The organism is Thalassobius sp. MITS945101, from assembly GCF_047123305.1.
Taxonomy (GTDB): Bacteria; Pseudomonadota; Alphaproteobacteria; order Rhodobacterales; family Rhodobacteraceae; genus Thalassobius.
Genome location: NZ_CP138918.1, coordinates 1414446 through 1439819, shown reverse-complemented (window position 1 = coordinate 1439819; position 25374 = coordinate 1414446). Strand labels below are relative to the sequence as shown.

22 protein-coding genes and 1 pseudogene are annotated in these 25374 nt (G+C 59.7%); 5 read left to right on the top strand and 18 right to left on the bottom strand.

Annotated elements, in window-relative coordinates; all coding sequences use genetic code 11:
• Positions 1–78: 78 nt before the first annotated feature.
• Positions 79–1167, bottom strand: coding sequence for a tricarballylate utilization 4Fe-4S protein TcuB (tcuB, locus tag SIC14_RS07240; protein ID WP_412565153.1), 1089 nt, complete (start codon positions 1165–1167; stop codon positions 79–81).
• A complete protein-coding gene (gene tcuA, locus SIC14_RS07235) occupies positions 1157–2542 on the bottom strand; it encodes an FAD-dependent tricarballylate dehydrogenase TcuA (RefSeq protein ID WP_412565152.1) in 1386 nt (461 codons plus the stop codon). Before tcuA ends, tcuB begins: the two co-directional genes overlap by 11 nt.
• Positions 2543–2624: 82 nt before the next feature.
• Between tcuA and SIC14_RS07230 the strand changes: the two genes are divergently transcribed.
• Entirely contained in the window at positions 2625–3527 is a 903-nt protein-coding gene (locus SIC14_RS07230; RefSeq protein ID WP_412565151.1) for a LysR family transcriptional regulator, read from the top strand.
• On the opposite strand, the gene SIC14_RS07225 is transcribed toward SIC14_RS07230, so the two are convergent.
• From SIC14_RS07225 to SIC14_RS07205, 5 genes are all read right to left on the bottom strand, one after another.
• Positions 3524–4498 (bottom strand): D-2-hydroxyacid dehydrogenase family protein, encoded by a 975-nt coding sequence (locus tag SIC14_RS07225; protein ID WP_412565150.1) that lies wholly within the window; start codon positions 4496–4498, stop codon positions 3524–3526. The genes SIC14_RS07230 and SIC14_RS07225 overlap by 4 nt on opposite strands.
• 21 nt (positions 4499–4519) lie before the next feature.
• A complete protein-coding gene (locus SIC14_RS07220) occupies positions 4520–5608 on the bottom strand; it encodes a 4-oxalomesaconate tautomerase (RefSeq protein WP_412565149.1) in 1089 nt (362 codons plus the stop codon).
• Positions 5605–6672, bottom strand: a complete 1068-nt coding sequence (locus tag SIC14_RS07215) for an isocitrate/isopropylmalate dehydrogenase family protein (RefSeq protein ID WP_412565148.1) — start codon at positions 6670–6672, stop codon at positions 5605–5607. The genes SIC14_RS07220 and SIC14_RS07215 overlap by 4 nt, the downstream gene beginning before the upstream one ends.
• 19 nt (positions 6673–6691) lie before the next feature.
• On the bottom strand, positions 6692–8722 hold the full coding sequence (locus tag SIC14_RS07210) for a tripartite tricarboxylate transporter permease (protein WP_412565147.1): 2031 nt from the start codon (positions 8720–8722) through the stop codon (positions 6692–6694).
• Between the two features lie 83 nt (positions 8723–8805).
• The gene (locus tag SIC14_RS07205; protein ID WP_412565146.1) at positions 8806–9894 is read right to left on the bottom strand and encodes a tricarboxylate transporter; all 1089 of its coding nucleotides are present in this window, start codon (positions 9892–9894) and stop codon (positions 8806–8808) included.
• Positions 9895–10057: 163 nt separating this feature from the next.
• Between SIC14_RS07205 and SIC14_RS07200 the strand changes: the two genes are divergently transcribed.
• Entirely contained in the window at positions 10058–10726 is a 669-nt protein-coding gene (locus SIC14_RS07200) for a response regulator transcription factor (protein WP_412565145.1), read from the top strand.
• On the top strand, positions 10726–12096 hold the full coding sequence (locus tag SIC14_RS07195; protein WP_412565144.1) for a sensor histidine kinase: 1371 nt from the start codon (positions 10726–10728) through the stop codon (positions 12094–12096). Before SIC14_RS07200 ends, SIC14_RS07195 begins: the two co-directional genes overlap by 1 nt.
• Positions 12097–12102: 6 nt before the next feature.
• On the opposite strand, the gene SIC14_RS07190 is transcribed toward SIC14_RS07195, so the two are convergent.
• From SIC14_RS07190 to SIC14_RS07175, 4 genes and pseudogenes are all read right to left on the bottom strand, one after another.
• Entirely contained in the window at positions 12103–12951 is an 849-nt protein-coding gene (locus SIC14_RS07190; RefSeq protein ID WP_412565143.1) for an ABC transporter permease, read from the bottom strand.
• A gap of 12 nt (positions 12952–12963) precedes the next feature.
• On the bottom strand, positions 12964–13821 hold the full coding sequence (locus SIC14_RS07185; RefSeq protein ID WP_412565142.1) for an ABC transporter permease: 858 nt from the start codon (positions 13819–13821) through the stop codon (positions 12964–12966).
• Positions 13821–14921 (bottom strand): ABC transporter ATP-binding protein, encoded by a 1101-nt coding sequence (locus SIC14_RS07180; protein WP_412565141.1) that lies wholly within the window; start codon positions 14919–14921, stop codon positions 13821–13823. The genes SIC14_RS07185 and SIC14_RS07180 overlap by 1 nt, the downstream gene beginning before the upstream one ends.
• Positions 14922–15184: 263 nt before the next feature.
• A pseudogene (locus tag SIC14_RS07175) lies at positions 15185–16060 on the bottom strand (extracellular solute-binding protein); the annotation flags it as partial.
• Positions 16061–16418: 358 nt separating this feature from the next.
• On the opposite strand from SIC14_RS07175, the gene SIC14_RS07170 reads away from it, so the two are divergent.
• Together SIC14_RS07170 and SIC14_RS07165 are read left to right on the top strand one after the other, a co-directional pair.
• Entirely contained in the window at positions 16419–18506 is a 2088-nt protein-coding gene (locus tag SIC14_RS07170; RefSeq protein ID WP_412565140.1) for a response regulator, read from the top strand.
• A gap of 142 nt (positions 18507–18648) precedes the next feature.
• The gene (locus SIC14_RS07165) at positions 18649–19329 is read left to right on the top strand and encodes a GntR family transcriptional regulator (RefSeq protein ID WP_412565139.1); all 681 of its coding nucleotides are present in this window, start codon (positions 18649–18651) and stop codon (positions 19327–19329) included.
• Between the two features lie 50 nt (positions 19330–19379).
• Here SIC14_RS07165 and SIC14_RS07160 read toward each other — a convergent pair whose 3' ends face one another.
• The 7 genes from SIC14_RS07160 to SIC14_RS07130 are packed head-to-tail and all read right to left on the bottom strand — an operon-like array spanning position 19380 to position 25313.
• Entirely contained in the window at positions 19380–20246 is an 867-nt protein-coding gene (locus SIC14_RS07160; RefSeq protein WP_412565138.1) for a dioxygenase, read from the bottom strand.
• Between the two features lie 9 nt (positions 20247–20255).
• Positions 20256–21563: a TRAP transporter large permease gene (locus tag SIC14_RS07155; protein WP_412565137.1), complete on the bottom strand. Its 1308-nt coding sequence runs from the start codon at positions 21561–21563 to the stop codon at positions 20256–20258.
• Positions 21560–22132 (bottom strand): TRAP transporter small permease subunit, encoded by a 573-nt coding sequence (locus SIC14_RS07150; protein ID WP_412565136.1) that lies wholly within the window; start codon positions 22130–22132, stop codon positions 21560–21562. Before SIC14_RS07150 ends, SIC14_RS07155 begins: the two co-directional genes overlap by 4 nt.
• A gap of 45 nt (positions 22133–22177) precedes the next feature.
• Positions 22178–23263 carry a C4-dicarboxylate TRAP transporter substrate-binding protein gene (locus tag SIC14_RS07145; protein ID WP_412565135.1) on the bottom strand — a complete coding sequence of 362 codons (1086 nt, stop codon included), beginning with the start codon at positions 23261–23263 and terminating at the stop codon, positions 22178–22180.
• A gap of 37 nt (positions 23264–23300) precedes the next feature.
• Positions 23301–23756, bottom strand: coding sequence for an OsmC family protein (locus tag SIC14_RS07140; protein ID WP_412565134.1), 456 nt, complete (start codon positions 23754–23756; stop codon positions 23301–23303).
• A 7-nt stretch (positions 23757–23763) separates the two neighbouring features.
• Entirely contained in the window at positions 23764–24456 is a 693-nt protein-coding gene (locus SIC14_RS07135) for a malonic semialdehyde reductase (RefSeq protein ID WP_412565133.1), read from the bottom strand.
• Positions 24453–25313, bottom strand: coding sequence for a fumarylacetoacetate hydrolase family protein (locus SIC14_RS07130; RefSeq protein WP_412565132.1), 861 nt, complete (start codon positions 25311–25313; stop codon positions 24453–24455). The genes SIC14_RS07135 and SIC14_RS07130 overlap by 4 nt, the downstream gene beginning before the upstream one ends.
• Positions 25314–25374: the final 61 nt, after the last annotated feature.

Sequence of the window (25374 nt, the reverse complement as noted above, 5' to 3'; positions counted from 1 at the left end):
TCTTGCACAAACGATAGGGGCGCGACCAGATCGGCCGCGCCCCTTTCAATGATCCTCTAAATACTCAACTCCGGCCGATCACATCCCACGCTTGCGCTGTGCATCTCGCAACAGCGCGGCCAACCGGTAAAACCCATGCGCCATTTTGGTGAACGGCGTCAGCAGGAAAAAACTCAGCACCGCCCCCAGATGGATCGCCAGCAGCGCTGGCATCAGAGCAGTGCCACCCGCACAATATAGCGCCAGCCCAGAAAATCCTGTGAAGCCCAGCAAGGCGATAAACCCGATCTCACCACCCCAGGCCTGTACGTCACCCAGTTCACGGTCCGATTTCAGCTTCAGCACCACCATCGCGATGCAGCCCAGCGTCAGCAAGACACCCCCGGAAACACCCAACAGTTTGGGCAGTGAAAACAACGGGTAAGGCGCAGGCATGTTCAACAGGAAATGCATCATTGTCCCCGCCGAGGTTGCCGCGAAACACAACAGGAACCCATACATCACCGCATGATGCACATGGCGCCGGGCGTGACTAAAACGGTCCTCATCTTCAAAATTGCAGCCGTCTCCATGCCCCGCCGCCAGATCCTGCATCTTGGCCGCGCGGGTGAAGGCCATCCGGACATCGCCAAAGGTCAACATCTTGCCCCCGACAGAGGCCCAATACCGTCGCAGCGACACCGCCAGGCTGACCAGCGGCAGCAGGAAGGCAGGCACAAAGATCGCCACCATCGCATTGTGCGACAACACCGCATAGACCCCCTCGCCCCCGGCTGATCCAAGCGCCTTGATCGCCCAGAACACCAGCGCAAACCCAATGACCAGCGCCAGCGCAATCGCTCCGCCTTGGGTGTGGAACCGACGTGCGAAGGGCTGCGGCCAGGCGAAGGCCTCCCAGCTGTCCCGGCGCACTTCGGCCAGGGCCTTGGGCAGGTTCAGATCAAACTCATGCGGCGCGGTATACTGACAGGCATAGTAACAACCGCGACAATTGTGGCAGAGGTTGGCCAGCTGGGTGATGTCCCCTGCGCCAAAGGCGCGTTCGGCGTTGAGCGAGGGAAAGACCGAGCAATAGCCCTCGCAGTAACGGCAGGCGTTGCAGATCTCTGCCTGACGGCGGGCTTCCTGAATGAGGTCAGGATTTACGGTGTTCATTTCATTGGGCATAGGCTGCGGCCTCCCGTCCTGCGATGCGACCAAACACGGTCCCGATGGTCATGCCGAACCCGGCCAGATAGCCTTGCCCCAGAATGGAGCCAGCCATGGTTTCGCCCGCCGCCCAGAGGTTCTGGATTTTGCCTGTGGCGGTTGAACATTGCGCGTTATCGTCCACCTTCAGCCCCAAATAGGTGAAGGTCACGCCGGTGCGCAGGGAATAGCCGTAAAACGGCGGCTCGGTGATTGGGCGGGCCCAGTTGGTCTTGGCCGGTTCAATACCTCTGGTCGCCACCCCGTCCAGTTCGGTCGGATGAAAATTCGAGGTGTCACCGCAACCCGCATTGAAGGCCTCGACGGTGTCGCACAGTTTTTCCGGTGGCAGGTCCATCATCTCGGCCAGCTCTTCCAGAGTGTCGGCTTTTAGCGGTGGGAAAACCGAGGGCATGAAGAGGTTCAGCGATTTGGCGTCGATGATGACATACCCCACCTGATCGGGCTGCGCCGCCACCAGTCGGCCCCAGATCGCATAGCGTTTGGGCCAGACATCTTCGCCCTCATCATAGAAACGGTCAGCGTTTTTGTTCACCACAATGGAAAAAGGCACACAGTCCAGCCGGGTCACGATGCCGCCGTCAAATTTCGGCGCGCGCCCGTCGATCGCTACCGCGTGACATTGGGTGGGGTCGCCCACGCTTTCGACGCCCTGTTCCAGCAGATCATTCAGCACCACCCCGCGATTGTAGGGCGTGCCGCGGATCAGGAAGTTTTCTGCCGCTGGACCCCAGGCGCGGGTCAGCCAGTCGGTGTCTGCCTGAAACCCACCAGAGGCCACGATCACCGCTTTGGGGCTCAGGCGATGGGACTGACCTTCATGGGTGTAGTCCACCCATTCAATCCGGTCACCCGCCAGTTCCAGATGGGTCACATGCGCCTCATAAAGGACTTCGACCCCCAGCGTCTCAGCGGTGCGGTAATAGGCATTTACCAGACTTTTGCCGCCGCCCATGAAGAAGGCATTTGTGCGCGCAAGGCTCAGCGTGCCTGACAGCGACGGCTGGAACCGCACGCCATGCGCCTCCATCCAGGGCAGGCATTCTTCGGAACTGCGAATGGCCAGACGGGCAAGATGCTCATCGGTCTTACCGCCTGTCACTTTCATCAGATCGGTAAAGTATTCTTCTTCGCTGTAATCCTCGATCAGTGGCCCAAGGGGGCCTGCGTGCATACAGCGAAAGTTGCGGGTGTGGCGCGAATTGCCACCACGATAGGGTTTGGGGGCGGTTTCAAGGATCAGAACTCTGGCCCCGTCCTCGGCGGCGGTCATGGCGGCGCAAAGCGTGGCGTTGCCGCCCCCAATCACCACGATGTCATATTGGCTGGTCATAGTCTCAGCTCCCTTGCTGCACTTGGGCGTAACGGCGGGCGTTTAATTTGACCAATACCGGTTTTGATGGGATTAATGCGTTATGAGCATCAATTACGATTTTGCCGATCTCGAAGCTTTCCTGGCCGTCAAAGACCTCGGCTCTTTCCACAAGGCGGCAGAGCGGTTGAACCTGTCGCAATCCGCCGTGACCCGCCGCATTCGAAAGTTGGAAGAGGCGCTGGGCAGTCAGCTGTTTGAACGCACTACACGGGCGGTGAAACCGACATTGGCAGCGAAACGTCTGCAGGCCCGGGCCGAGGCTATTCTGGAAGATGCCAGGGAAACCGCACGCGCCATGCGGGACGAAAGTGTAGCGTTTGCCCATCAACGGGGGGCTGTGGTGACGGTGGCAACCATCCCCACGGTTATCAGCCACCTGCTGACGCCTGCGCTAAAGCGGTTCCATGCCGCCGGGCATAGCACCCGCATCCGGCTGATCGACGCCGCCGCCAATGAGGTGACAGAAGCGGTCGCCGAGGGCGAGGCAGATTTTGGCCTTTGTTCGATCCCTATGTTGGAACCCGCCACTGCATTTGAAACCTTGATGGAAGAGCGGATCATGCTGGCGCTACCACCTGATCATCCGGCGGCTCAGGCTGCGCGGGTCGACCTGAACCAGTTGCGCGACACGCCATTGATCCTGCCTGCACGGGGCACTGGCAACCGTTTGTTAATTGATGAGGCTGCGGCGCGTGCACGGCTGGACTTGCGCTGGTCCTATGAGGCAGGGCGTTCTACCACCGCGCTGTCGATGGTGCGGGACGGCATTGGCGCCGCACTGTTGCCCGAGGCTGTGACCCACGCGGCGGGTCTGCCCGCCGTGCCATTGGTTGCACCCGATATCGCCCGTCCGGTGGGGCTGTTGTCCCGCTTGGGCCAGACCGAAACGCCCGCTGTCACGGCACTGAAAGCCCAAATCCGCGCGGTAGCGGCAGGGAATTAGGACGCCAGCACCTCGGGGTTGATCATGTGGGTCGGTGCGCCTGCCGCATAGGCCACCACCTGATCAAAGATGTCTGAAAACTGCAGATCGAACTCATCTTCGGTCACAAAGCCAATATGCGGCGTGGCAATCAGATTGGGATGACGCAGCAGCGGATCATCGGGATCTCTCATCGGTTCCGTTTCAAACACATCCACCGCCGCTTTGCCCGGTCGCCCGGCCTGCAGCGCCGCCAGCAAGGCGCCCGGTGCAATCAACCCAGCGCGCGAGGTGTTCACAAACAAGGCACCCGGTTGCATCGTCGCCAGATCTACGGAGGTGATGATGCCTTTGGTTTCCGGTTTCAGCCGCACATGGAGGGAGACCACATCCGAACTGGCAAAGAACGCCGCCCGGCTTGCAGCCACTGCGGCGCCATCTGCTGCCGCCCGTGCGCGCCCCTCTTCTGAGGCCCACCATTGCACCTGCATCCCGAAGGCTTGCGCGTAGCCCGCAACCGTTTTGGCAATCCGTCCGTAGCCATAAAGCCCCAACGTGCGCCCGCGTAGGGTTTTGCCCACACCCACCTGCCAGCGGCCTGCCTTGGTGCTGACCATCTGCGCTGGCAAATCCCGCATCCCTGACATGATTAGCGCCCAGGTCAGCTCGGCCGCGGCATAGGCGGGCGCACCACCATGCATGTTGGAACACAGCAACACCCCATGATCAGAGCAAGCTGCGACATCCACATGCGGATAGGCTGAGCGTTGCGAGATCAGTTTCAAATTGGACAGCCGTTCCAGCAGCGCCCGGGTGATCTGGGTCCGTTCGCGAAACAGCACCAACACCTCAGCGTCTTGCAGGCGACCTGCCAGCGCCGCCACATCGTCGCAATGATCGGTCCAGACGGTGACGTCCAGCCCCTGCAGCTTGGCAAAACACGGCAAGCCACGCAGGGTGTCAAACCAGTCGTCGAGAATATGCACCTTCATCGCGGCCTCCCGTGCGTGGCGTTATGTTCCATCCCAGAGGGTGGCAGGCACAAAGACCTCACCAGCGGCAATCTTGCGCGCAGTGCGGACCAGACCGGCGGCGTTCAGGGCGAAGCCATCACTTGTGTCAAAATCGACCAGCACAGCAATGGTGCCAGACGCATGTTCCAATACCACCTCGGCGGGGCTGCTGTCCGGCCGGGTCAGCAAGCCATCTGCAACCGATCCCGGTGTCAGCGCACAGGACGCGATGCACTGCGCCCCGGTGACCGCCATTGTGGGATGGGTTTTCCACGGCATGAAATAGCGGGTGGCAATGGTGCCGCCCTCCTGCGCCGCCGCCAGAAGGGCAAACTTGGGGGTTACGGATTTGGAACAATCGCCCATTCCCATGCGTTTGCCGGCCTCAATGCGGATCGCTTCAAACCGGTCAAAGAAGGTGCGGTTGCCGTCAAGCTCGGCCACCGTTTCATAGCCTGTCAGACCAAAATCCGCCGCGCGGGCCAGCACAACAGGCATTGCCACATCCATGCAAGTAACCACGATTCCGTCGATTTCATCGCGCAGTTTTCCCGTGGGCAGGAACGCCCCTGTGGCAGAGCCGACCACCCCCATAAAGCTGAGTTTCACCGGCGCGGAGCTGCCCGGCACCCCGGCAATTCCAGCGTCGCCGTCATAGGTCAGCTGACCGTTTGGGGTGGTAATCGTCGCCTTGACCAGCGCCCCTGTGTTGACCGCATGAATGGTGATCTCGGTCTCGTCCCCTGTCGGCGTGACCAGCCCCATTTCAATTGCAGCCGGGCCAACGCCCGACAGGATATTGCCACAGGTGGGTTTGAAATCGACCAGCTGTTCCTCGACCGCAACCTGCGCAAAAAAGTAGTCAATGTCGGCGTCAGCGCGATCCGATTTCGACAGCATGGCACATTTCGTGGTGACCGCATCCCCCCCGCCGATCCCGTCGATGTTCAACCTGTGCCCTGATCCTGTGACCGCAATCAACACCTTGGCCAGTTGGTCCAGATCTTCCGGCAGGTCTTCACGTCGGAAATACGGCCCGCGCGAGGTACCGCCCCGCATGAAAAGGTAGGGAATGGCGGTCTGGCTCATCTCAGGGCCTCCGAAATTTGGGTGGTCAGATGTTGAGTGAAGGCGACAGTGCCCATCGTGCCGCCAAGGTCCCCGGTACGGGTTTCGGGGCGGGCAAGGGCCTGGCCCACTGTTGTGCGGATCAGGTCGGCGGCGCGTGTTTCCCCGTGGTGGCGCAGCAGCATTTCTGCCGACAAGATCAAGGAGGTTGGATTGGCCTTATCCTGTCCGGCAATATCCGGCGCCGACCCATGCTGGGCCTGCGCAAGCGCATGGGGGCGGCCAAAGTTCAGCGATCCCGCCAGTCCCAGACCACCGGCCAGTTCCGAGGCCAGATCGGACAGGATATCGCCAAACATATTGGTGGTGATCAATACATCGAAACGGGACGGATCGCGCACCAGATGGGCCGCGGCGGCATCCACCAGCACCTCCTCATAGGTGATCTGCGGATAGGCCTTGGCCACTGCGCGGCAGCACTCAAGGAACAACCCGTCGCTGATCCGCATGACATTGGCCTTGTGGATCACGGTCACCTTCTGCGCCGGTCGCGTTGCCGCCAGCGCAAAGCCTGCCTGCGCAATGTTCATCGAGGCGGCGCGGGTGATTTTGCGAAAGGCCAAGGCGGTGTCCGCGTCGGGCATAAACTCGCCGCCGCCGTGATGCATATTGCGATCGGCATAAAACCCTTCCAAATTTTCGCGCATCACCACCAGATCAAACGCTTTGCGCGACGGGGCCTCCAGACCTTGCCAGGTGGCCGCGGGCCTGTGGTTGGCAAACAGATCCAACGCCTTGCGCAACACGCCCGATGGATTGATCCCCCCCGCGTCAGCAAGTGGATAGGCGTTGTGGGAGACCGGGCCAAGGATCACCCCTTCCACCGCTGTGGCGCGGGCGATCACGGCCTCAGGCAGTGTTGTGCCCGAAGCCTCCAAGGCTGCAAAGCCGATCTCTGCCTGTTCCAGCTGCAACGGTCTGGTGAGGGCCGGGGCCACCGCCCGCAGCACAGCCTCGGTCGCTGCCATGATCTCGGGGCCGATCCCGTCTCCGGCCAGACAGAGATATCTCAGCGGTTGCGACATCCGTTTGCGCCCTCCCCGATCACTTCAGCGGCCAGCGCAGGTCAACAGCGTCCTGCAGCAGACCCGGTGGGAAATCCCGGTTCAACGACCAAGCCATGAAGCACATGAAGGCAATGCCACAGGTGGTCAGCAGCAGCGTCATGCCCCAGCTGGCGCCTGCACGGCGGCGGAAGAAGGCCAGCAGGAACCCGACCAGCGCCAGAATGAACCCCACAACCCAGGTGGCCGCGATCAGCCCAGCAAACCAAGCCAGCGTCGACCACAACCCGTGCGGGGCATCGGCGTCTTCGCCTGCCACTTCCTTGTCCGCAAAAATCGCATCCCCTTCCGGACGACGGATCATTTGGATCAGCAGGATCAGACAGCAGGTCAGGGCGAAGCCGCCCACAACCAGCGGGATGATCTTGTCCGTCATGTTGTAGTCGGGGATCATGTTGGCATTGACCAGCGCGGTGATCAGGTAGCCCGCAATCACCAAGAGGAACACCAACGGGGCCCGTTTGGCACCGGACTGCACTTCGCCTTCGGACATGATCAGCTTGGCCTGACGGATGCCCAGCACAACCGAGACAAGGGTGATGATGATCAGCACAATCACAATCGGGCTAAAGACATAGTCCATCCCCGCCTCAAAGCTTTTGCGGAAGCGGAAAGAGGCGATCTGGAACGCTTGGTTGGTGAATTTCTCCACCGGATTGGACAGCACAAAGCCGATCAGGAAGGCAGGGCGCGACCAGTCGAACCGGCGCAGGAAGATGCCGATCAGGCCAATCAGGAAAAGCGCCAGCAGATCTTCGAAATTCTGGCCGGATTGGAAAGCGGCGAAGCTGATCAGCATGAACAGGAACGGCGCCAGATAGGTGAAGCGAATCGTGGTCAGCTTGGCGATGCCACCGGAGGCCGCGATACACAGGACAGTGCCCACCACATTGGCCAAAGCCAGCAGCCAGACAATCGAATAGGTGATGTCCAGATTGTCCTTCAGCATGGCGGGGCCCACCTCGATACTGCCCGACCCTAGCAACGCCACAGCCCCAATGAAGATCGCCATCGACCCAGAACCGGGGATGCCGAACAGCAGGGTTGGCACCAGACCGCCGCCCTCTTTGGCGTTGTTCGAGCTTTCCGGCCCAATCACGCCACGCACTTCACCCTTGCCGAATTTCGACTTGTCCTTGGTAGTCTGCACCGTGTGGCCATAGGCGATCCAATCCACAACCGATCCCCCCAGACCGGGGATGATCCCCACCACCACACCAATGATGGAGCAGCGCACCGACAGCCATTTGTTGGCAAACCAGTCTTTGATGCCCTGCGTCCAGCCTGCGCCAAGGTTGGCGCCCTTGGCGATGGACCGGTCCTGACGCAGCAGCGACACGATCTCGGGGACGGCAAAGATGCCAAGGCCGACGATCACCAGTTTCAGGCCATCGGTCAGGTAGGGAATGTCGTAGCTTGCCATCCGCAGCGACCCACCAGCATCCGCCTCACCAATGGTGCCGATCATCAGGCCCAGACCTGCCGCAGCCAACCCTTTCAGGGCAAAGCGCCCAGCCAGAACGGCCACCATAGACAAGCCAAGGATGGTGATCATCAACATCTCGGGCAGGCCAAAGGCCAAAACGATGGGACGGGCCACCAGAATGAACATGGTCAGGAAGGTGGCCCCCACCAGCCCGCCAAACAGGGACGAGGTGAATGCCGCCGCCAGCGCGCGCGCGGCTTCGCCGTTTTTGGCCATCGGAAAACCGTCGAGCACCGTCGCCTGCGAGGCCGAAGATCCCGGGATCCCCATCAGAACCGAGGCAAAGGTGTCAGAGGTTGGCACCACAGCGACCATCCCGATCATCAGCGCCAGACCAAGGATCGGATCCATTCCAAACATGAAAGGCAACAGCAGTGACAGACCGGCGATACCACCCAGTCCGGGGAACACCCCGACAGCCAGCCCCATCACAACGCCCAGCACCAGATAGCCCAGCACAACAGGTTGCAGGATCAACGCCCAGGCGTCTCCCAAAGCGGGAAGTGCGGTGGCAAACATCTCCATCGGACATGCCTTTCATCTTGGGAATGTGGAAAATAGTGGGGCGCCGGACGGAAAACCGCACCGACGCCCCGGGGAGGAGACTTTTACTTCAGCTCAACGCCGTAGGAGTCTTTCAGCCAGCCGGTGACATAGTCTTTGGCTTCCACCGGAACGCTGGTGGCGGTGCCCAGCGCGGACTGTGCGCTGTCGCCGGTGAAGACCTGATACTTGCCCACGCGCTTGGACGAAATCTCAGCGAAATCGTCACGGGCGACCACGTTCAGGAAGGCCATTGTGTAGGTGTCGATCACCTCTTGCGGGGTGCCTGCGGGCAGGAAGGCCAGTTTCTGCACCGGGAAGCCCGAGATGAAGAAGGCTTTCCATGCATCCCACTTCTCCCCGCTGGTTTCACAGCCGTCGGTGGCTTCACAAACCTCTTTGAAGGTCGGCATGTCAGGGAAGGTGGGATCGCGAACGATGTTGCCGTCCTTGTCCAGAGCGCCCCAGGTCATCATGGGCACCGCGGTGCCCGCTTCGACCAGCGGCGCCGATCCGCCCAGATAGCCCGAGGTAGTCTGGTAATCGATGGTGGCTTCACCACGTTCAAACATCAGGCGGCCATCACCCCGGCCTTTGATGCCAAAGACAGGTTCCACGTTCATGCCCAGCATTTCCCAGGCCAGCAGCGGCACCAGATCCAGACGGGTTGCGCCCTGCGAACCGTAGATGAAATCGATGTCCTGCAGGTTGTTGGCAGAACCGTCAAACTTGGCGCCATCTTCGGCGTTCAGGTAAGCCACACCGCCGGTGCCCGATGCCATCACCGGGTTCCATTCGTTGTACTCATAGCGCACACGCGGATCGTTCAGCAGATAGGGGAACTGAGTTGAGCCGGAGGTGCCGAACAGCAGGGTGCCGTCTTCGTGTTCTTGTTCCTGGAACCAGTTGGCACCTTTGGTCGAACCTGCGCCAGGCATGAATTTCACCACAACCGTGGGGTTGCCAGGCAGCTCTTCGGCCAGCAAAGGCGCAAAGAAATTGGCCCATTTGGCCGAACCGCCGGTTTCCGAGAAGGGGATGACCCATTCGATGGTCTTACCGGAGAAATCGACTTCGGCAGCCGCAGGGGCGGTGATACCGGCAGCGGCAATCAGGCCAGCAGCCACAGTGCGGGCGTATTTGGATACGGTCATTGGATCCTCCCATATAGACCTATAGGGCGCAGCAACCCTCCATGATCGCCGCGCTTCAGAAATCTTTGACGGGGTTGATTCCCCATCCGATGACATGGATCATGCACGACCAACCTTGCGCCAAACTTGCGCCAAAGTGGAAAGTTAGATTTTCAGGAACCCCATGCGGATCGTCATCATCGAAGACAATGAAACCCTGGCCAACGCCATTGCCTACCGTCTGCGCGACCGGGGCCATGCCGCCGATGTGCTGACCAATGGCGCAGAGGGCGATGCCTTTCTGGCCCACGACGGGGCAGATCTGGTGGTGTTGGACATCAACCTGCCAGGCCTTTCCGGGCTAGAGGTTCTGCGGGCGATGCGGGCCCGTGGGGATGGCACGCCAGTGATCTTGTTGACCGCCCGTAGCGACACGCGGGACCGGGTGACCGGGCTGGATGCCGGGGCAGACGATTATCTGGTGAAACCCTTCGAGATGGATGAGCTGGAAGCGCGGGTCCGCGCCCTGTCACGGCGCAAGAACATCGACTATGGCGCACATGAAGAGGTCGGTGCCCTCACCTTTGACCGGACCACACGGCAGGTGATGGCGACCGGTCAGGCGCTGGACATCCCGCGGCGGGAACTGGCAGTGCTGGAATGTCTGCTGGAACGGCGCGGGCGGATTATCTCCAAGGCGCGGCTGACCGATCACGTTTACGGCGTGGGTGCGGATGTGGAAGACACTGCAATTGAGCCGCATGTCTCGCGCCTGCGCAAACGCCTGAGCCCGCATGGGGTGGCGATCAAAACCGCCCGTGGATTGGGCTATATGCTGGAAGCGCAAAGCTGATGCGCCGGCCCCGCCGCCCTTCGCTGCGGCTGCGCCTGTTTGTGCTGATCCTCAGCCCGCTGATGGTGATGGCCCTGCTGCTTGGCTACTGGCGCTTCACCGTCGCCCAGCAAACCGCCGAAGAACTGTTTGACCGGGGCCTACTGGCGGCCGCCTTGGCGATTTCGCGCGATGTGGCGATTTCCGGCGGCGACCTTCTGAGCCTATCGACACGGGATCTGATCCGCGACGCCTCTGGCGGGGAGGTGTTCTATCACGCCACCGGACCGGGGGGGATCTACATCACCGGCTATGCCTATCCTCCCGCCACCACCGGACAGGCCGAAGCCAACACCTATATCCCGCAGTTTTTCGAAGCTTCCTACCGCGAAGAACCGGTGCGGGTTTTGCGCGTCACCGAACGAACCACCTTTGAATCCCTGACCGGTGACGCCACCGTCACCGTCTGGCAGCGGATCAGTGACCGCCGCGCCTTCGCCAATGAACTGGCGGTGCGGGCGATCAGTCTGATTGGCGCATTGATGGCGACGCTGGCGCTGGTCGTCTGGTTCGGGGTGGAACGGGGCCTGCGCCCGCTGACCGACCTGCAAGAGGCCATTGCCCGCCGTTCACCCAAAGATCTCAGCCGGATCAAACGGTCGGTCCCTGCGGAGGCCAAAGGCATTGTCCGCACGCTCAACCGCCTGCTAGGGCAGGTCGAACACAGCATCGAGGCCCATCAGAGCTTTATTTCGGATGCCGCGCATCAGCTGCGCAACCCCGCCGCCGCCGTACAATCCATGGCGGAATCCGTGCGCGATGCCCGCACGGATCAGGACCGTGAACAGCGTGTGAACGAACTGGTCGCCGCCGCCCGCCAATCCGCCCGCATTGCCGAACAGCTGCTCTCCTTGGAACGGTTGCGTCAGCCGGGACAGGACCTGGCGCAGGAGAGCTTTGATCTTGGCCAGCTGGTGCAGGACATCTGCGCCGAAATGGGCGCTGATGTGCTGTCGGCGGGGGTGGCGTTTGCCTATGACCCGCCGCAGGCGACCGTGACGGTACAGGGTGACCGTGTGTTCCTGTCGGAGGCCATCAAGAACCTCATCGACAACGCTATGAAACACGGCGGCAGCGCCTTGGGCCGGATTGAGGTTCGTTTGCGCCAGACCGACGCACACGCACAGCTCACGGTGTGGGATGACGGCCTCGACCTGCAGCCGGATCAGACCGATTTTCTTTTCAGCCGTTTTTCGCAGGCCACCCCGTCTGACGGCAGCGGTCTGGGTCTGGCCATCGCGCAATCCGTGGCACTGCGCCACAAAGGCAAACTACGGATCGACGCGGTCGAGAGCGGCGCCAGCCTGACGCTGGAACTGCCGCTCTCGTAAGGTTTTTTACTTCTTCTGGAAGAAAATCATGATCAGCGCCAGACAACTGGAGCCCAGCATCAACAGCAGCGACACCGCGTTCAGCAAAGGCGTCGAGCCTTCTTTCAGGCGGTCAAACATCGCAATTGTCAGCGGCGCGTCAGAGCCCACAAGCATCAGCGTGGTGTTGAAGTTTTCAAAGCTCATCAGGAACGAGACCACAAAGGCCCCCACCATCGCCGGTGCCAGATAGGGCAGTGTCACCGTGCGGATCGCTACCAAACGGCCTGCGCCAAGGTTCAGTGCTGCCTCTTCCAGCGTGCGGTCAAACTTTTGCAGACGGGCGCCGATCACCAGCGTGGCAATCGTGGTGATGAAGGAAAACTGCCCCAAGATCACCAGCAAAAGGCCGGGCCGCAGTGCTTCGATATCAATGCGGTACCCATCCCAGAGGCCATTGGCTACACGGCTGGAAAACACCAGAATCGAAATGCCCAGCACGATGCCAGGGATCACCAGCGGCAGCAGCATCAACACATAGAGAATGCCCTGACCCCGGAACTTGTACCGGTTGAACAGGAAGGCGTTGGACAGGCCAACCGTCACCGCAAGGGCCGACACCAGCACCGCAACAAGGATCGAGGTGCCGATCGCCCGCAGGATCGAACGTTCGTGGAACACACCGATCATCGGACGTTCATCGCCGAAGAACCAGTTCCAAGTGAACCCTTCCCATGGCAGTGACGGGAACTGGCTGTCGTTGAAGGCAAAGCCCGCAACCACCAGCAGCGGCAGCGCCAAAAAGACAAAGAAGACCACAATATAGGCCGCATAGGCGGTGGTCAGAAAACGGGATTGGGGAATAGATGGAATCATGATGTCTCTCCCTTAGCCCATTGTTTTCTCAAGCGACTGACCGGTCAGCTTCAACATGCCCCAGACAATGGCTGAGGACAGGATCAGTAGCATGAAGCCAAAGGCGGATCCCAGTTCCCAGTTGAAGCGCACGATGAACTGCGAATAGATCAGCTCGGTGAACCAAAGGCTTTCCTTGCCGCCCAGCATGGTGGGGGTCAGGTAGTTGCCAAGGCTCAGCATGAAGACCACGATACAGCCCGACACGATGCCCGGCATGGCGTGCGGGATGATGATCTCGCGCAGGACGCTCAGGCCGGAACCGCCAAGGTCATAGCCCGCTTCAATCACCTCATCCGGCAGGCTTTCCAGCGTGGTCACCAGCGGCACCACCATGAACAGCATCGAGGTGTAGACAAGGCCCAGCATGATCGCGCCGTCATTGTACAGCATCTCCACCGGCCCATCGGCGAGGCCGACAAACTGCAGCAGGTTCGAAAAGATGCCGGTTTCCCGCAGCAGGATCATCCAGCCGAAGGTCCGCACCAGTTCCGACACCCAGAACGGCACCAGACACATCAAGAACAGCGCCGATTGCACCCGGCCCTTGACCATTTTGGCAATGTAGTAGCTGACCGGAAAGGCGATCAGCAGGGTCATCAGCGTCGCCAGGATCGACATCACAGCGGTGCGCAGGAACGTCCAGAGGTACAGCGGTTCCTGAAAGAAGGTCAGGTAGTTCGCCAGACTGGTCTGGTATTTGCCCACCCCGATGCGTTCCTGCAGCGAGACGATGAACATATCAACATGCGGGATGAAGATCAGCAGCGACAGCCACAACAGCAGTGGCGTCAGCAAGAGACCCAGCCCGACTTTGGCTTCGGTCCGCATCAGTTGCCCCCTGCTTTGAAACAGTTGCCCTGATCCGAGGCCCAGCCAATATGGACCGCGTCGCCCTTGGCGATCGAGGAAAACTCACCGGATTGCGGCAGGTTAACTTCGATCTCTTCCCGGCCATCTTCGGACCCCACAAGGATCCGGCTGGCGGCACCATTGAACAGAAGCGAGGTCACACGGCCGGAAATGCGGTTGTCAAAATGCGCCAAATCGGCGGCGTCATGAGCAATCCGGATCGCCTCGGGACGCACAAACACATCTGCCTGCTGGCCGTCGCTCAAATCGCGGCCATGGGTGGCGCCGCGCAGGGTCAGACCGTTTTCAGTGACCAGCTCAATCGCGTCACCCTCTTTGCGGCTGACCTTGCCCTGCCAGCGGTTGGTGTCACCGACAAACCCTGCCACAAAGGCGCTTTCGGGGCGGTAGTAGAGATCCTGACCGCTGCCCATCTGTTCAAACTGGCCGTTGTTCATCACGGCGATGTTGTCGGACATCACCAGCGCCTCGGACTGGTCGTGGGTGATGTAAACAAAGGTGGTGTCAAAAGCGGCCTGCAGTGATTTCAGTTCCACCTTCATGCGTTCTCGCAGTTTCAGATCCAGCGCGCCCAGCGGCTCATCCAGCAGCAGCACATCGGGTTCCAGCACCATACAGCGGGCAATGGCTACACGCTGTTTCTGACCACCGGACAGCTCATCCACCTTGCGGCTGCCAATCCCCGGCAGGCCGATACGGTCCAGCGCTTCATCGACTTTGCGGGCGATCTGGGTCTTGTCCATGCCCTGACGGCGCAGACCGTAGCCGATGTTTTCGGCAATATTCATCATTGGGAACAGGGCCAGATGCTGGAACACCATGTTCACCGGACGTTTGTTCGGCGCCACGTTCAGGACCGATTTACCCTTGATGCGGATGTCACCTTCGCTGGGCTCCAGAAAGCCTGCGACCATCCGCATGATGGTGGTCTTGCCACAGCCCGACGGCCCGAGGATCGAAAAGAAGGAGCCCGGCGGCACCTGGAAGGAAACGTTTTCTACAGCGGTGGTTTCGCCAAAACGCTTGGTCAGCGCAGCGCATTCAAGATCGGGAGTCATCATCGGGTCCGTAAAATAAGCAGACGCCTGCCCCGATCCGGGGCAGGCGTCACGATTGAGATCAAAAGGGTTTAGTTGGCCGCTTTCACGCGATCCAGAACACCACCTTCGATGGCTTCCAGACCGGCAGGCACCGGCGGATACCATTTGATGTTGTCGATGGCTTCCTGCGGGAAGGAGGCCTGATAACGGGCTTTCAGCGCGTCATCGGCATAGGCGTCAGCGCCCTGCGATGCGGTGAAGTTGCCAGCAGCGGCAGTGATCATCGCGGCCACTTCCGGCTGCATCACAAAGTTGATCCAGGCATAGGCGGCGTCATCCGCTTTGCCTTTGGCGGGCAGAACAAAGGTGTCGATCCAGCCCAGTGCACCCGCTTCAGGCGCAACAAAGGTGATGTCGGCCATATCGGCGTTCAGTTTCCAGCCGCCGGTGTCCCATGCCATCGAGGCAACAACTTCGCCCGAGCGCAGCAGGCCCATCAGCTCATCGCCGCCACCCCAGTAGGTTTTGACGTTGGCTTTACATTCGATCAGCTTGTCTTCGACTTTGCCCATGATTTCGGCATAGGCGGCTTCGTCGCCATAGGCGGCAAACGGATCCAGACCCATCGAATAGGCGAAACCGATCAGGGTCGGGCGCTTCAGACGGTAGGAAACCTTGCCAGCAACGTCGGCGTTACACAGGTCGGTGTAGTCCTTGACCGAACCCGCCTTGGCGGTGTCAACAACTAGACCCGAGGTGCCCCATACGTGGGGAACGCCGTAGACTTCGCCGTCAACGGTGGTGTTGCCTTTGGTGGCTTCCAGCATCGAGGGGATGAACTGCGCGGCGTCGATCTTGCTCAGATCGATGGGCTTGTAGATGCCAAACTCGGCCTGCGGGCCAGCGATACGGTCCTGCGACGGCTGAGCCAGGTCAAAACCGCCGCCACGGGTGGCACGCAGCTTGGCGATCATTTCTTCGTTGTTCGATTTGGTCACCTCAACGGTGTGGCCGGTTTCGGCCTCAAACTTTGCAACAACTTCTTCCGGAGCGTAGCCACCCCAGGTCAGCAGACGCAGCGTGTCCGCCGAAGCAGCCGAAGTGCCTGCGATCAGCGCGGCAGCCGCGGCCGAAAAGATAAACGAATTGGTTTTCATGGTTCGTGTCCCTGTTGAAGACAGTGTGGTTTGGTGTGCACATACATTGAATCGAATTGACCACTCGGTCAAACTGAAACACGGTATCCATACCGGAATTTCACATTTTCTTCATCTTAAAGCGGACAGAAACAATCAATTCTGCAACCAGGTAACGAATTAAAATGATTGAATTTTGTTCTAGCGCCTGTGGGGCGGTCACACGATGCGAATCGTCCGGCGCCCTCTTGAGCGGCCCCTAAGCCAGCCTCAAATTGCTGCACATATCACAAGGCCAAGATTTTCTTGGAAAATTCCCGTATTTGCGCGAAACTGAAGCCATCGCCCACTCACGATAGTCATTCCGGGAAGCCTGCAAATGGATGCTTCGGAACTGCTGAAAGAGCTGGGGTTATTGGACGCCCCGGCGGAACAGGATATCAACGCCTTGCTGCAGCTTGCCGCGTCGCAGTTGCACACGCCGGTTGCACTCTTGTCGATTATCGATGAGGCGGGAGACAGGCAGTTCTTCAAAGGCGAACTGGGCCTGCCAGAGCCCTGGACCTCACGTCGCCAAACACCGCTGTCGCATTCCTTCTGCAAACATGTGGTCGCCGACAACGCGCCGTTCATTGTGGTAAACGCCCATGAAGACGCGCGGGTCACTGGCAACGGCGCGATTGAGGCGCTGAATGTCACCGCCTACCTCGGGTGCCCGGTTGGCTGGGACCAGGACACGGCGGTGGGTGCGGTCTGCGCGATACAGGACACACCAAGGGAATGGAGCGCGGAGGATCTGCAACATTTGCAGGCCATCGCCTCTGCCATTTCCACCAATATCTCGCTGCGGATGACCCTGCGCAGCGCCAATCTGGCCCGTGAAGATGCGGAACTGGCACAGAAGGCGCAGCTTCTTGCAACCGAGCGTTTGCGCGATCTGTCCAACAATGTCCCCGGTGCGATGTTCCAACTGGTGCGAGCACGGGATGGCTCGGACCGGATCAGTTTTGCCTCGGAGGGCTGCGAAACGGTTTTGGGCATCGCCCCCAAAGACCTGACCCGCGCCCCTGACAGGTTGTGGTCTGCGGCCTGCCGCGAAGATCAGGACCCTTTGCGCCATAGCTTTGCGGCCTCGGCCAAAGGGTTAACAAAGTGGAGCCATAAATGGCGGCGCACCCGAAACGATGGCTCACAGATCTGGTTGCAAGGGGTGGGCACCCCACGGCGGCGCAGCGATGGCCGGATCACATGGAATGCGGTGGTGTTTGATGTCACCAGCGAAGTCCAAGCCGAGGCGGATGCCGCCAAACAGCGCGAAATGATGCTGGGGGCTCAGCGCAGTGAAAGCATTGCACGGATTGCCGGAGGCATTGCCCATAACTTCAACAACCTGATCTTTGCCGCGCAGGGCAACGTCGAGGCGATGCGCGACACAGCCAAACCGTCGGACCTGCGCTATCTCGATGCTATCGAGCATCAAATGGAAGAAGGCAGCAAGCTGACCCGCCAATTGCTGAGCTTTGCACAAAGCGCTTCCTTTTCTTCCGCGCATGTCAATCTGACCCTCTGCGTGCAGGATCTGGCGCGCGTGCTTCCGCAATCGATCCGTGCAGGCGTTAAAGTTCGGTTTACCTCCGGGCGGCGGAAACTGTCCGCTTTGACGGACAAAACCCTGTTTGAAAACGCCATCGTTAATCTGGTGAATAATGCATCGGACGCAATCGAAGGCGACGGCACGATCAATGTGCGGCTGAGCAAGGTGGTTTTCGGCGCCACCGATCCACTGGTTCTGACCGGAGAACTGCGTGCCGGAGATCATGCTGAATTGAGCGTGATTGACTCAGGCACCGGTATTCCGCCGCAACTGCGCGACCGTATCTTTGACCCCTATTTCACCACCAAGGGCCTGGACCAAAGCTCGGGCCTCGGACTGTCGGTGGTGATGGGGTTGGCGCGGCAATCCGGCGGCACCGTGCAAGCGTTGGACACGCCAAATGGCGGCACGGAGATGCGGCTGTTGCTGCCACTTGCGGACACCCGACCGATCTCGCTGCCTGACGATGCAGTGCCTGCGCAGACGAAACGGGTGCGGCCTGAACAGGTCACCATCCTGTTTGCCGAGGATCACCCCGCGGTACGGGAAATAACGGCCGCCATGCTGCAGAAAGAAGGCTACAACGTCCTGGTCGCTGCAAGTGGGGATGACGCCTATGAACTCTATAAAACCGTCAGCCAATCGATTGACCTGATCCTCACCGATGTGCTGATGCCCGGCAGTCTGAATGGCCCCGCCCTTGTAAACCAGATCCGCAAAACCAACCGCGAAATTCCGGCAGTTTTTGTCTCGGCCTTCTCGGCGGAAGCGTTTGAACAATATGGCATCGATCGCAACCGCGACACCTTCCTGACCAAGGCACTGAAACGGGAGCAGTTGAAACAAGCCATCGACGACGCCCTGCTGCATTAGACCTTGATCCAGTCCCCCCCGGTTCCTACCTAGGCAAACACGTGAAGCCGTCCCGTGATGCGGATGCAAGACGCGCACCTTAACAACAGCAAAATGTACTGTTTCCATTGAAAATCGATCAAAAAACGATATTTTAGGCGCCATGTCAAATTCAACAACAGCCCCCCGCACCTCTGGCGAAACCGCAAGCACTTCGGCGACGCAGCAAGCCTATCAGGCCCTGCGCCGCATGATCGTCGTGGGGGAGTTGCCGCCGGGGGAAAAGCTGAAGATTGAGCGGCTTCGGGAGATCCTGAATACCGGTGCCTCACCGGTGCGAGAGGCGCTGAGCCTGTTGACCTCTGACCAGCTGGTGGAACGGATCGATCAGCGCGGTTTTCGCACGGCGGAAACCAGCAAGGCGAACTTTGAAGAGATCCTCAAGCTGCGCTGCTATCTGGAAGACATGGCGCTGCGGCAGTCCATTGCGGCGGCGGATGACGCCTGGGAAGAGCGTGCCGTGCTGGCCCACCACCGGATGCTGCGCCAGCCGCGTGAGGACGTTGAGGTATTCGAACAGCGGCACAAGGATTTTCACATGGCCCTGCTGGACGCTTGCGGCTCCCCGATCCTGTTGAAGTTCTGCACCCAGCTTTATGACCTGAACATCCGTTACCGCTATCTGGCGGAACAGGCTATGGGCTATAAGAAACGCGATATTGGCAAAGAGCACGCCGATATTCTGGAGGCCGCGATCAACCGCGACGCTGATCTGGCCGCGGAACGGCTGATCCATCATTACCGCCAAACAGGCGCCTATTTGACGGCCCAGCTGCCGGAATAATCCGGACAGACCGGGCCGCCTTTGATCGGGGCTGCCACCACAGCGGCGACTCATTCGGCGGCAAGCACCAGATCAAAATCCACCCGCGAATAGGCCTCAGTGACCTTGCCTGACAGGGCGAACCCCTCTGGGAAGCTACCAGCCGGCTGCGGGACATATTTCATCACCAGATCGCTGCGGACCCCGAACACGGTGTCCTCATCCAGATAGGGATCGTCATCGGGGAAAACCTCGGTCACCAGATTGCGGAACCCTTTGGCCGAAACGATGTAATGCAGATGCGACGGCCGCCAGGGGTGTCGTCCGGCCGCCTTCAGGATGTCGCCAACGGGCCCATCAGACGGCACCGTATAGCTGACCGGCCGCACCGTAGTGAAAGCGTAGCGCCCATTCTCATCGGTGGTCATCAACCCGTGAAACGAGTGGATGTGTTGATCCGGATCCTGACTGGAATAAAGCCCATTGGGCGCTGTCTGCCAGATATCAATCTCGGCCCCCGCAATCGGGTTTCCTGCGGTGTCGCGCACGGTGCCCTCGACCAGCAGCACCTCACCTTCGAAGTCGTTTTTCATATCGCCACCGATTTCCAGCGGCGGCGGGTTGGAGACATGGAATGGCCCCAGCACCGACGAACTGGTGGCGTCCTCACGCGAGTGTAGCATATCCACCAATGAGGACAGCCCCATCACATCCGACAACAGTACAAATTCATGCCGTTCCGGCGTGGTGATGTCGCCTGCACGGGTCAGGAAATCGATTCCCATCTGCCATTCCGCATGGGTGAGATTCACCTCACGGGCAAAGTCATGCACATGCCGCGCCAAAGCGCCCAGAACTTCGCGCACCCGCGGATCCGTGTCCTCGGCAAAGTAAGCGGTGAACACATCGGTGATATTGTCTTTGGTGACGGAACGCATCTGCGCCTCCTAGTTCAGAATTGCGAGGCTGAGCGCCGGATAGCGGATCAGCAGGATCAGCACGACCAGCATCACAGCCGCAAAAGGCAGCGCGCCAAGGAACACGTCTTTCAGGGAAATCCGGTCGTCATTAAGAGTGGCTTTGATCACAAAGCAGGAGATGCCCAGCGGCGGTGTCAGCAACCCGATCTCGGCGCCAACCACGGTGATGATGCCAAACCAGACAAGGCTGAGGCCCATCGGCTCGACCAATGGCAGGAACAACGGCACTACAATCAGGATGATGGACGCCGTGTCCAGAAGCGTGCCAAGGAACAGCATCAACAGCACGTAGAGCACCATAATCCAGAAGAAACTCACCTGACTTTCCGCCAGCAGATCCCCCAGTTCATTGGGCAGGCCGGCAAGACCAAGCATGCGGCTGTAAATTGAGGCGGCGGTGATCAGAAACAGGATCGACGCGGTGATATGACCGGTTTCCAGCAGGGCTTCCCAAAACCCTTTCAGCGTCATGCGGCCTCTGGCCATCGCAATGATCAACGCCACCACCGCACCTGCAGCCCCTGCCTCAACCGGGGTCAGCCACCCAGTGTAGATGCCGCCCAGCACAACCGCGATGATCAACAGGGTTGGCACGGTTTTCAGGGCAATCTCACCCCAGGGGATCGGTTCAAAATCCTCGGCCGCGCGGCCGCCAACAAAACGTGGCCAGAACCGGCCCATCAGCCAGATTGCCCCGACATAGGCCACAGCCAGCATCAGCCCCGGCACCACACCGGCCAGGAACATGTCCCCTACGGATTGCTCGGCCACAAAAGAGTAGATGATCAGCATCGCCGAGGGCGGAATGATCATCCCCAGCACCGAGGAGCCCGCCACAACCCCAACCGCAAAGCGTGGGTTGTAGCCATATTGCAGCATCTGCGGCACCGAGACTTTGGAAAACACCGACGCCGATGCAATCGAGGATCCGGTCACTGCGGCGAACACGGCGTTGGCCCCCACGGTCGCCATGCCGATGCCCCCTTTGACACGGCGGAAACCGGAACTCATGACCTCATACACATCACTGCCCAGTCCCGCCTTAGAGACGATAAGCCCCATGAAAGTGAACAACGGCACGGTGGCAAAGGTGTATTCCATCACACTGTCGGAAACGGCGACCTTCAACAGGTTCATCGCCAGATCAAAATTGTCGCGCATCAGCCAGATCGACACAAACGACACCACCCCAAGCGTGACGGGGATATAGAGCCCCATATAGATCAGGAAGACGATGGCAGCGACAGACAGCATGCCAATTTCAAGAGGGCTCATTCTTTGTCCTCGTTTTCGGAATTTTCATGCTCGGGTGTGCGGACAAGGGCGGGTTTCTCCGCCGGGCGCAGCACCTTCAGGGCAAAGATCAGCACGCAGAGCGCCGCGCTGAGGAAGATCGTTAGTTTCACCGGCCACCACGGGGCCGTGAAGACACCGGGAACGCCAAAGAAGTCCTGCGTCTCCCACATCTCGACAAATTCAGGCCAGATGGCGACAGTGATCAGCGCCATAAACACCGCCGAGATTGTATCGATCACCCGACGGATCGTCACCGCCAGTTGCGGACGTTTGAGACCGATCACCACAAGAAACCCGTCCGAACGGGTCAACCGGTTGACCCGCACCACGTCGGGCAATTGCAGAAACACGATCAACACCATCGAGAACTGCACCACCTCAACTGCACCCAGGAACGGCGCGTTGAACACACCGCGGGCCACCACGTCGTAGTTCACCACCGCCACCAGCGCCAGGACCACCAGCGTTCCGGCAGCGTTGGCAAGGATTGCCAGACCGTTGCCAAAGCTGGAAAGGCCCAGAACCAATTTTTGTATTGCTTGAAACATCTTGGCTCTGGCCCTTCCCGTTTCTTTAAAGGGTTACTTTACGACTTAGTTCGTCGTCCAATCGCGCACACCGGTGTGGCCTGCGGCCTCCAGCTTGCCCAGATAGGCCTTCAACATGTCCGAACCCGGCTCACCTTTGCTGTCGAGACCTTCGGCCCATTCCGCCGCAATGTTGGGCATCGCATCGGCCCAGGCCTGACGATCCTCCATTGAGACCTCAACAATGGTGCCGCCTGCGGCCACATAGGCGTCACGGCTGGCACTGGCACGATCCATCGCAATGCCCGCCACGTGATCGCGGTACATCACCGCCACCTCTTGCAGCGCCTCTTTCACTTCATCCGGCAGGCTGGCCCAATAGTCCGCATTAACGGTGATCGTTTTGGAGTTCACCGCCCCAAGATCCACGCGCAGCATATGCGGCGCCACTTCGGCAATTTTGAAGGTCTTGGCCGCCTCGGGCCAGAGCATCGCGTTGTCCACCAGGCCGGTCTGCAGCATGTTGTAGAAATCGGTCAGACCGCCACGTACGCCTGCAGCCCCATCGATGCCTTCAAGATAGCGCAGGTTCATGCCTGCCCCCGCCACCTTGCTGCCCGCCAGATCGGCAGGCGACGCAATGGGCTGTTTCGAGAACACCTGATAGGTGTCCAGAACCACACCGGTCGCCAGATAGACCTGGTTCTGCTTTTCGAACTCTTTCTGCATGGTGGGGAATTCTTTGGCGATCTCATCCACCGCCTTGGCCACCGCGACCGAGTCTGCCGCGACAAAGGGCGTAACCGCAGAAATCGCCTGACTGGGCAGTTTCGACGAATGGAAGATCGTGGTGACAATGCCGATGTCGCCCAGACCCAGCTTCACACCTTCCAATACGCCTTTGGGTTTCACGATGGAACCGCCGTAACTTTCCTGCCAGTCCATCTTGTAGTTGCCGGTCATCGCCAGCTTCTTGTCGACCTCGGGGATAAAGAACTCGCTGAACTCTTTGACCCAAAGCGCACGGGCAGGATACCCGTCGATCACCACCGCCCGGATGGTTTCGGTTGCATAAACAGGCGCCGCCGAGAACGCCGCCAACGAGGCCGTCAGCGCAGCCCCCAGTGCCATTCCTTTCGAAAATACAGACATCATCTTCCTCCCTTGATTTTGTCTTTTCCGGTTTGCCTCAGCCCTTGGCCCAGTTGACCTCCACCTCTGTGCCTGCTGCGACAAACATTTTTGAAACCGCACAGTATTTTGCAGTCTCCTCAGCCACCCGCTGCAGATCCGCGTCAGATGCAGAACCTGCGGCCGTTACAGAAAGGCGGATGGCGGTAAACGGGATGTCGATCTCTTCTATCAACATCACCCCGCGACGGTCGAAATCGACCACCATATCAAAGCTGAGAGTGCCGATATCGACCCCCAGCTTGTCAGCACATTTGTGCCCAATTGTATTGGTGCAGCCCACCAGCGCGGCATAGGCTGTTTCAGTGGGTGAAAACCCCAGATTGGTGCCGCCCCGCTCCACCGGCTCATCGATGGTCGAAGTCAGGTCACGCACCATCACGTCGCAGTGCGAATGGCTGTGCCCCTGTCCTTTGAGCCGGACTTTGATCGTTGTCTTCTGCCGTATCGCCATCTTGTCCTCACTCGTAGGAACAGGCTTGCGCGAAGGAGAAACGTGGCAGCCGTTGGAACAGCGCCGTTTCATCCGCATAGCCTAGGTTACACAGAAAATTCGACTTGAGGGTGGTGCCGGAGAAAAATTCTTCGTCCACGATCTCATTGGAAAATCCGCTCATCGCGCCGACATCCAGCCCCAGCGCCCGCGCGGCGATCATGAAATAGGCTCCCTGTAACGTGCCATTGCGAAAGGCCGTGGCTTCACAATGTTCCGGTTTGCCTTCGAAAAATGGCCGCCGGTCTTCATGCGGAAACAGGAAGGGCAGGTCGCGCCAGAACTCCAGATCATGGGCAATGATCGCCGTCACCGGCGCCGCCATCATCTTGTCAATGTTCTTGGCTTTCAATGACTTGGCCAAACGCTCTTTGCCCTCGGGTGAGGTGACAAAGATAAACCGCGCCGGGCAGGTGTTCATGCTGGTCGGCCCCGCGGCCGTGATCGCATAAAGCTCTTCCAGCACCTCCTGCGGCACCGGCTTGGCCTGCCAGGCGTAGTGCGACCTTGCCCCACGCAGGATCAGATCGATGCCGTCAGGGCTGAGCGCGGTTTTCCGTTTGCGCAACGCCTGAACATCGGCCTGCGCAGCCTCACGCAGGCGCTGCAGCTCCTCACCCACTGGTGCGGTCACGGGCGCCGTATGGGTTGGCGCATTCATTCCGCAGCTCCGGCGTAGGCCTCGGCTTCATCCACAATCGGGCTGGCACAGATCCCGATCTTTTCGATCTCGACCTCCACAACTTCCCCCGGACGCAGCCAGCGCGGCGGTGTCTTGGCGTGCCCCACACCCGGCGGTGTGCCCATCGCAATCAAGTCACCTGGCTCCAGCGTGGTGTATTCTGAAATGGTGGCAATGGTTTTTGCCACCGACCACATCATGTCTGACGTTGTGGCGCTTTGCAGGATCTCATCGCCCACACGGCTTTCGATCTTCAGCCCAGTCGCCCCCTCGGGCAGTTCATCAGGTGTGACCACGAAGGGCCCGATAGCACCGGTGTCGTCAAAGTTCTTGCCCGGTGTCCACTGATGCGTTTTGCGCTGGTAGTCGCGCACCGACCCGTCATTAAACACCGTATAGCCAAAGACATGGTCTAGCGCCGCCTCTTCACTGATATGACGGCCGCCTTTGCCGACGATCAGCATCAGCTCTACCTCATAGTCCAGTTTTTCCGAACAACTGGGCCGCACCATCGGCGCACCGGCTGGCATGATCGAGTTGCGCGACCGCATGAACAGCGCCGGATATTCGGGGATCTCGTAGCCGCCTTCTTTGATGTGGTCGACGTAGTTCAGACCCAGACAGATGATCTTCCCCGGTGCTGCAACCGGCAGCATCGGGGTGATCTCGGCCACCGGCACATCCGGTCCCGGCAGCGCATCAAAATCTGCCGCCATTGCACCCGCGCGGATCAACCCCATCAGGTCGTCTCCTGCGTTCGCCACCAAACGGGCTTGTTCGCCCGCCACCACATAGACGCCCGTTGCCGCGTCCGATTTACCCACAAGGAATTTCATTTTCCTCTCCCTAACTTTCCTTCACATTTGACGATTATTTATGATACTGTCAATAAATATC

What these genes read in the sequence shown, in the direction of transcription:
- tcuB (WP_412565153.1), bottom strand. Translation starts at nt 1,167, where the DNA reads ATGCCCAATGAAATGAACACCGTAAATCCTGACCTCATTCAGGAAGCC.
- SIC14_RS07140 (WP_412565134.1), bottom strand. Translation starts at nt 23,756, where the DNA reads ATGGCGATACGGCAGAAGACAACGATCAAAGTCCGGCTCAAAGGACAG.
- SIC14_RS07160 (WP_412565138.1), bottom strand. Translation starts at nt 20,246, where the DNA reads ATGCGTTCCGTCACCAAAGACAATATCACCGATGTGTTCACCGCTTAC.
- SIC14_RS07150 (WP_412565136.1), bottom strand. Translation starts at nt 22,132, where the DNA reads ATGTTTCAAGCAATACAAAAATTGGTTCTGGGCCTTTCCAGCTTTGGC.
- SIC14_RS07145 (WP_412565135.1), bottom strand. Translation starts at nt 23,263, where the DNA reads ATGTCTGTATTTTCGAAAGGAATGGCACTGGGGGCTGCGCTGACGGCC.
- SIC14_RS07210 (WP_412565147.1), bottom strand. Translation starts at nt 8,722, where the DNA reads ATGGAGATGTTTGCCACCGCACTTCCCGCTTTGGGAGACGCCTGGGCG.
- SIC14_RS07165 (WP_412565139.1), top strand. Translation starts at nt 18,649, where the DNA reads ATGTCAAATTCAACAACAGCCCCCCGCACCTCTGGCGAAACCGCAAGC.
- SIC14_RS07180 (WP_412565141.1), bottom strand. Translation starts at nt 14,921, where the DNA reads ATGACTCCCGATCTTGAATGCGCTGCGCTGACCAAGCGTTTTGGCGAA.
- SIC14_RS07230 (WP_412565151.1), top strand. Translation starts at nt 2,625, where the DNA reads ATGAGCATCAATTACGATTTTGCCGATCTCGAAGCTTTCCTGGCCGTC.
- SIC14_RS07225 (WP_412565150.1), bottom strand. Translation starts at nt 4,498, where the DNA reads ATGAAGGTGCATATTCTCGACGACTGGTTTGACACCCTGCGTGGCTTG.
- SIC14_RS07190 (WP_412565143.1), bottom strand. Translation starts at nt 12,951, where the DNA reads ATGATTCCATCTATTCCCCAATCCCGTTTTCTGACCACCGCCTATGCG.
- SIC14_RS07135 (WP_412565133.1), bottom strand. Translation starts at nt 24,456, where the DNA reads ATGAATGCGCCAACCCATACGGCGCCCGTGACCGCACCAGTGGGTGAG.
- SIC14_RS07220 (WP_412565149.1), bottom strand. Translation starts at nt 5,608, where the DNA reads ATGAGCCAGACCGCCATTCCCTACCTTTTCATGCGGGGCGGTACCTCG.
- SIC14_RS07170 (WP_412565140.1), top strand. Translation starts at nt 16,419, where the DNA reads ATGGATGCTTCGGAACTGCTGAAAGAGCTGGGGTTATTGGACGCCCCG.
- SIC14_RS07130 (WP_412565132.1), bottom strand. Translation starts at nt 25,313, where the DNA reads ATGAAATTCCTTGTGGGTAAATCGGACGCGGCAACGGGCGTCTATGTG.
- SIC14_RS07195 (WP_412565144.1), top strand. Translation starts at nt 10,726, where the DNA reads ATGCGCCGGCCCCGCCGCCCTTCGCTGCGGCTGCGCCTGTTTGTGCTG.
- tcuA (WP_412565152.1), bottom strand. Translation starts at nt 2,542, where the DNA reads ATGACCAGCCAATATGACATCGTGGTGATTGGGGGCGGCAACGCCACG.
- SIC14_RS07155 (WP_412565137.1), bottom strand. Translation starts at nt 21,563, where the DNA reads ATGAGCCCTCTTGAAATTGGCATGCTGTCTGTCGCTGCCATCGTCTTC.
- SIC14_RS07215 (WP_412565148.1), bottom strand. Translation starts at nt 6,672, where the DNA reads ATGTCGCAACCGCTGAGATATCTCTGTCTGGCCGGAGACGGGATCGGC.
- SIC14_RS07185 (WP_412565142.1), bottom strand. Translation starts at nt 13,821, where the DNA reads ATGCGGACCGAAGCCAAAGTCGGGCTGGGTCTCTTGCTGACGCCACTG.
- SIC14_RS07205 (WP_412565146.1), bottom strand. Translation starts at nt 9,894, where the DNA reads ATGACCGTATCCAAATACGCCCGCACTGTGGCTGCTGGCCTGATTGCC.
- SIC14_RS07200 (WP_412565145.1), top strand. Translation starts at nt 10,058, where the DNA reads ATGCGGATCGTCATCATCGAAGACAATGAAACCCTGGCCAACGCCATT.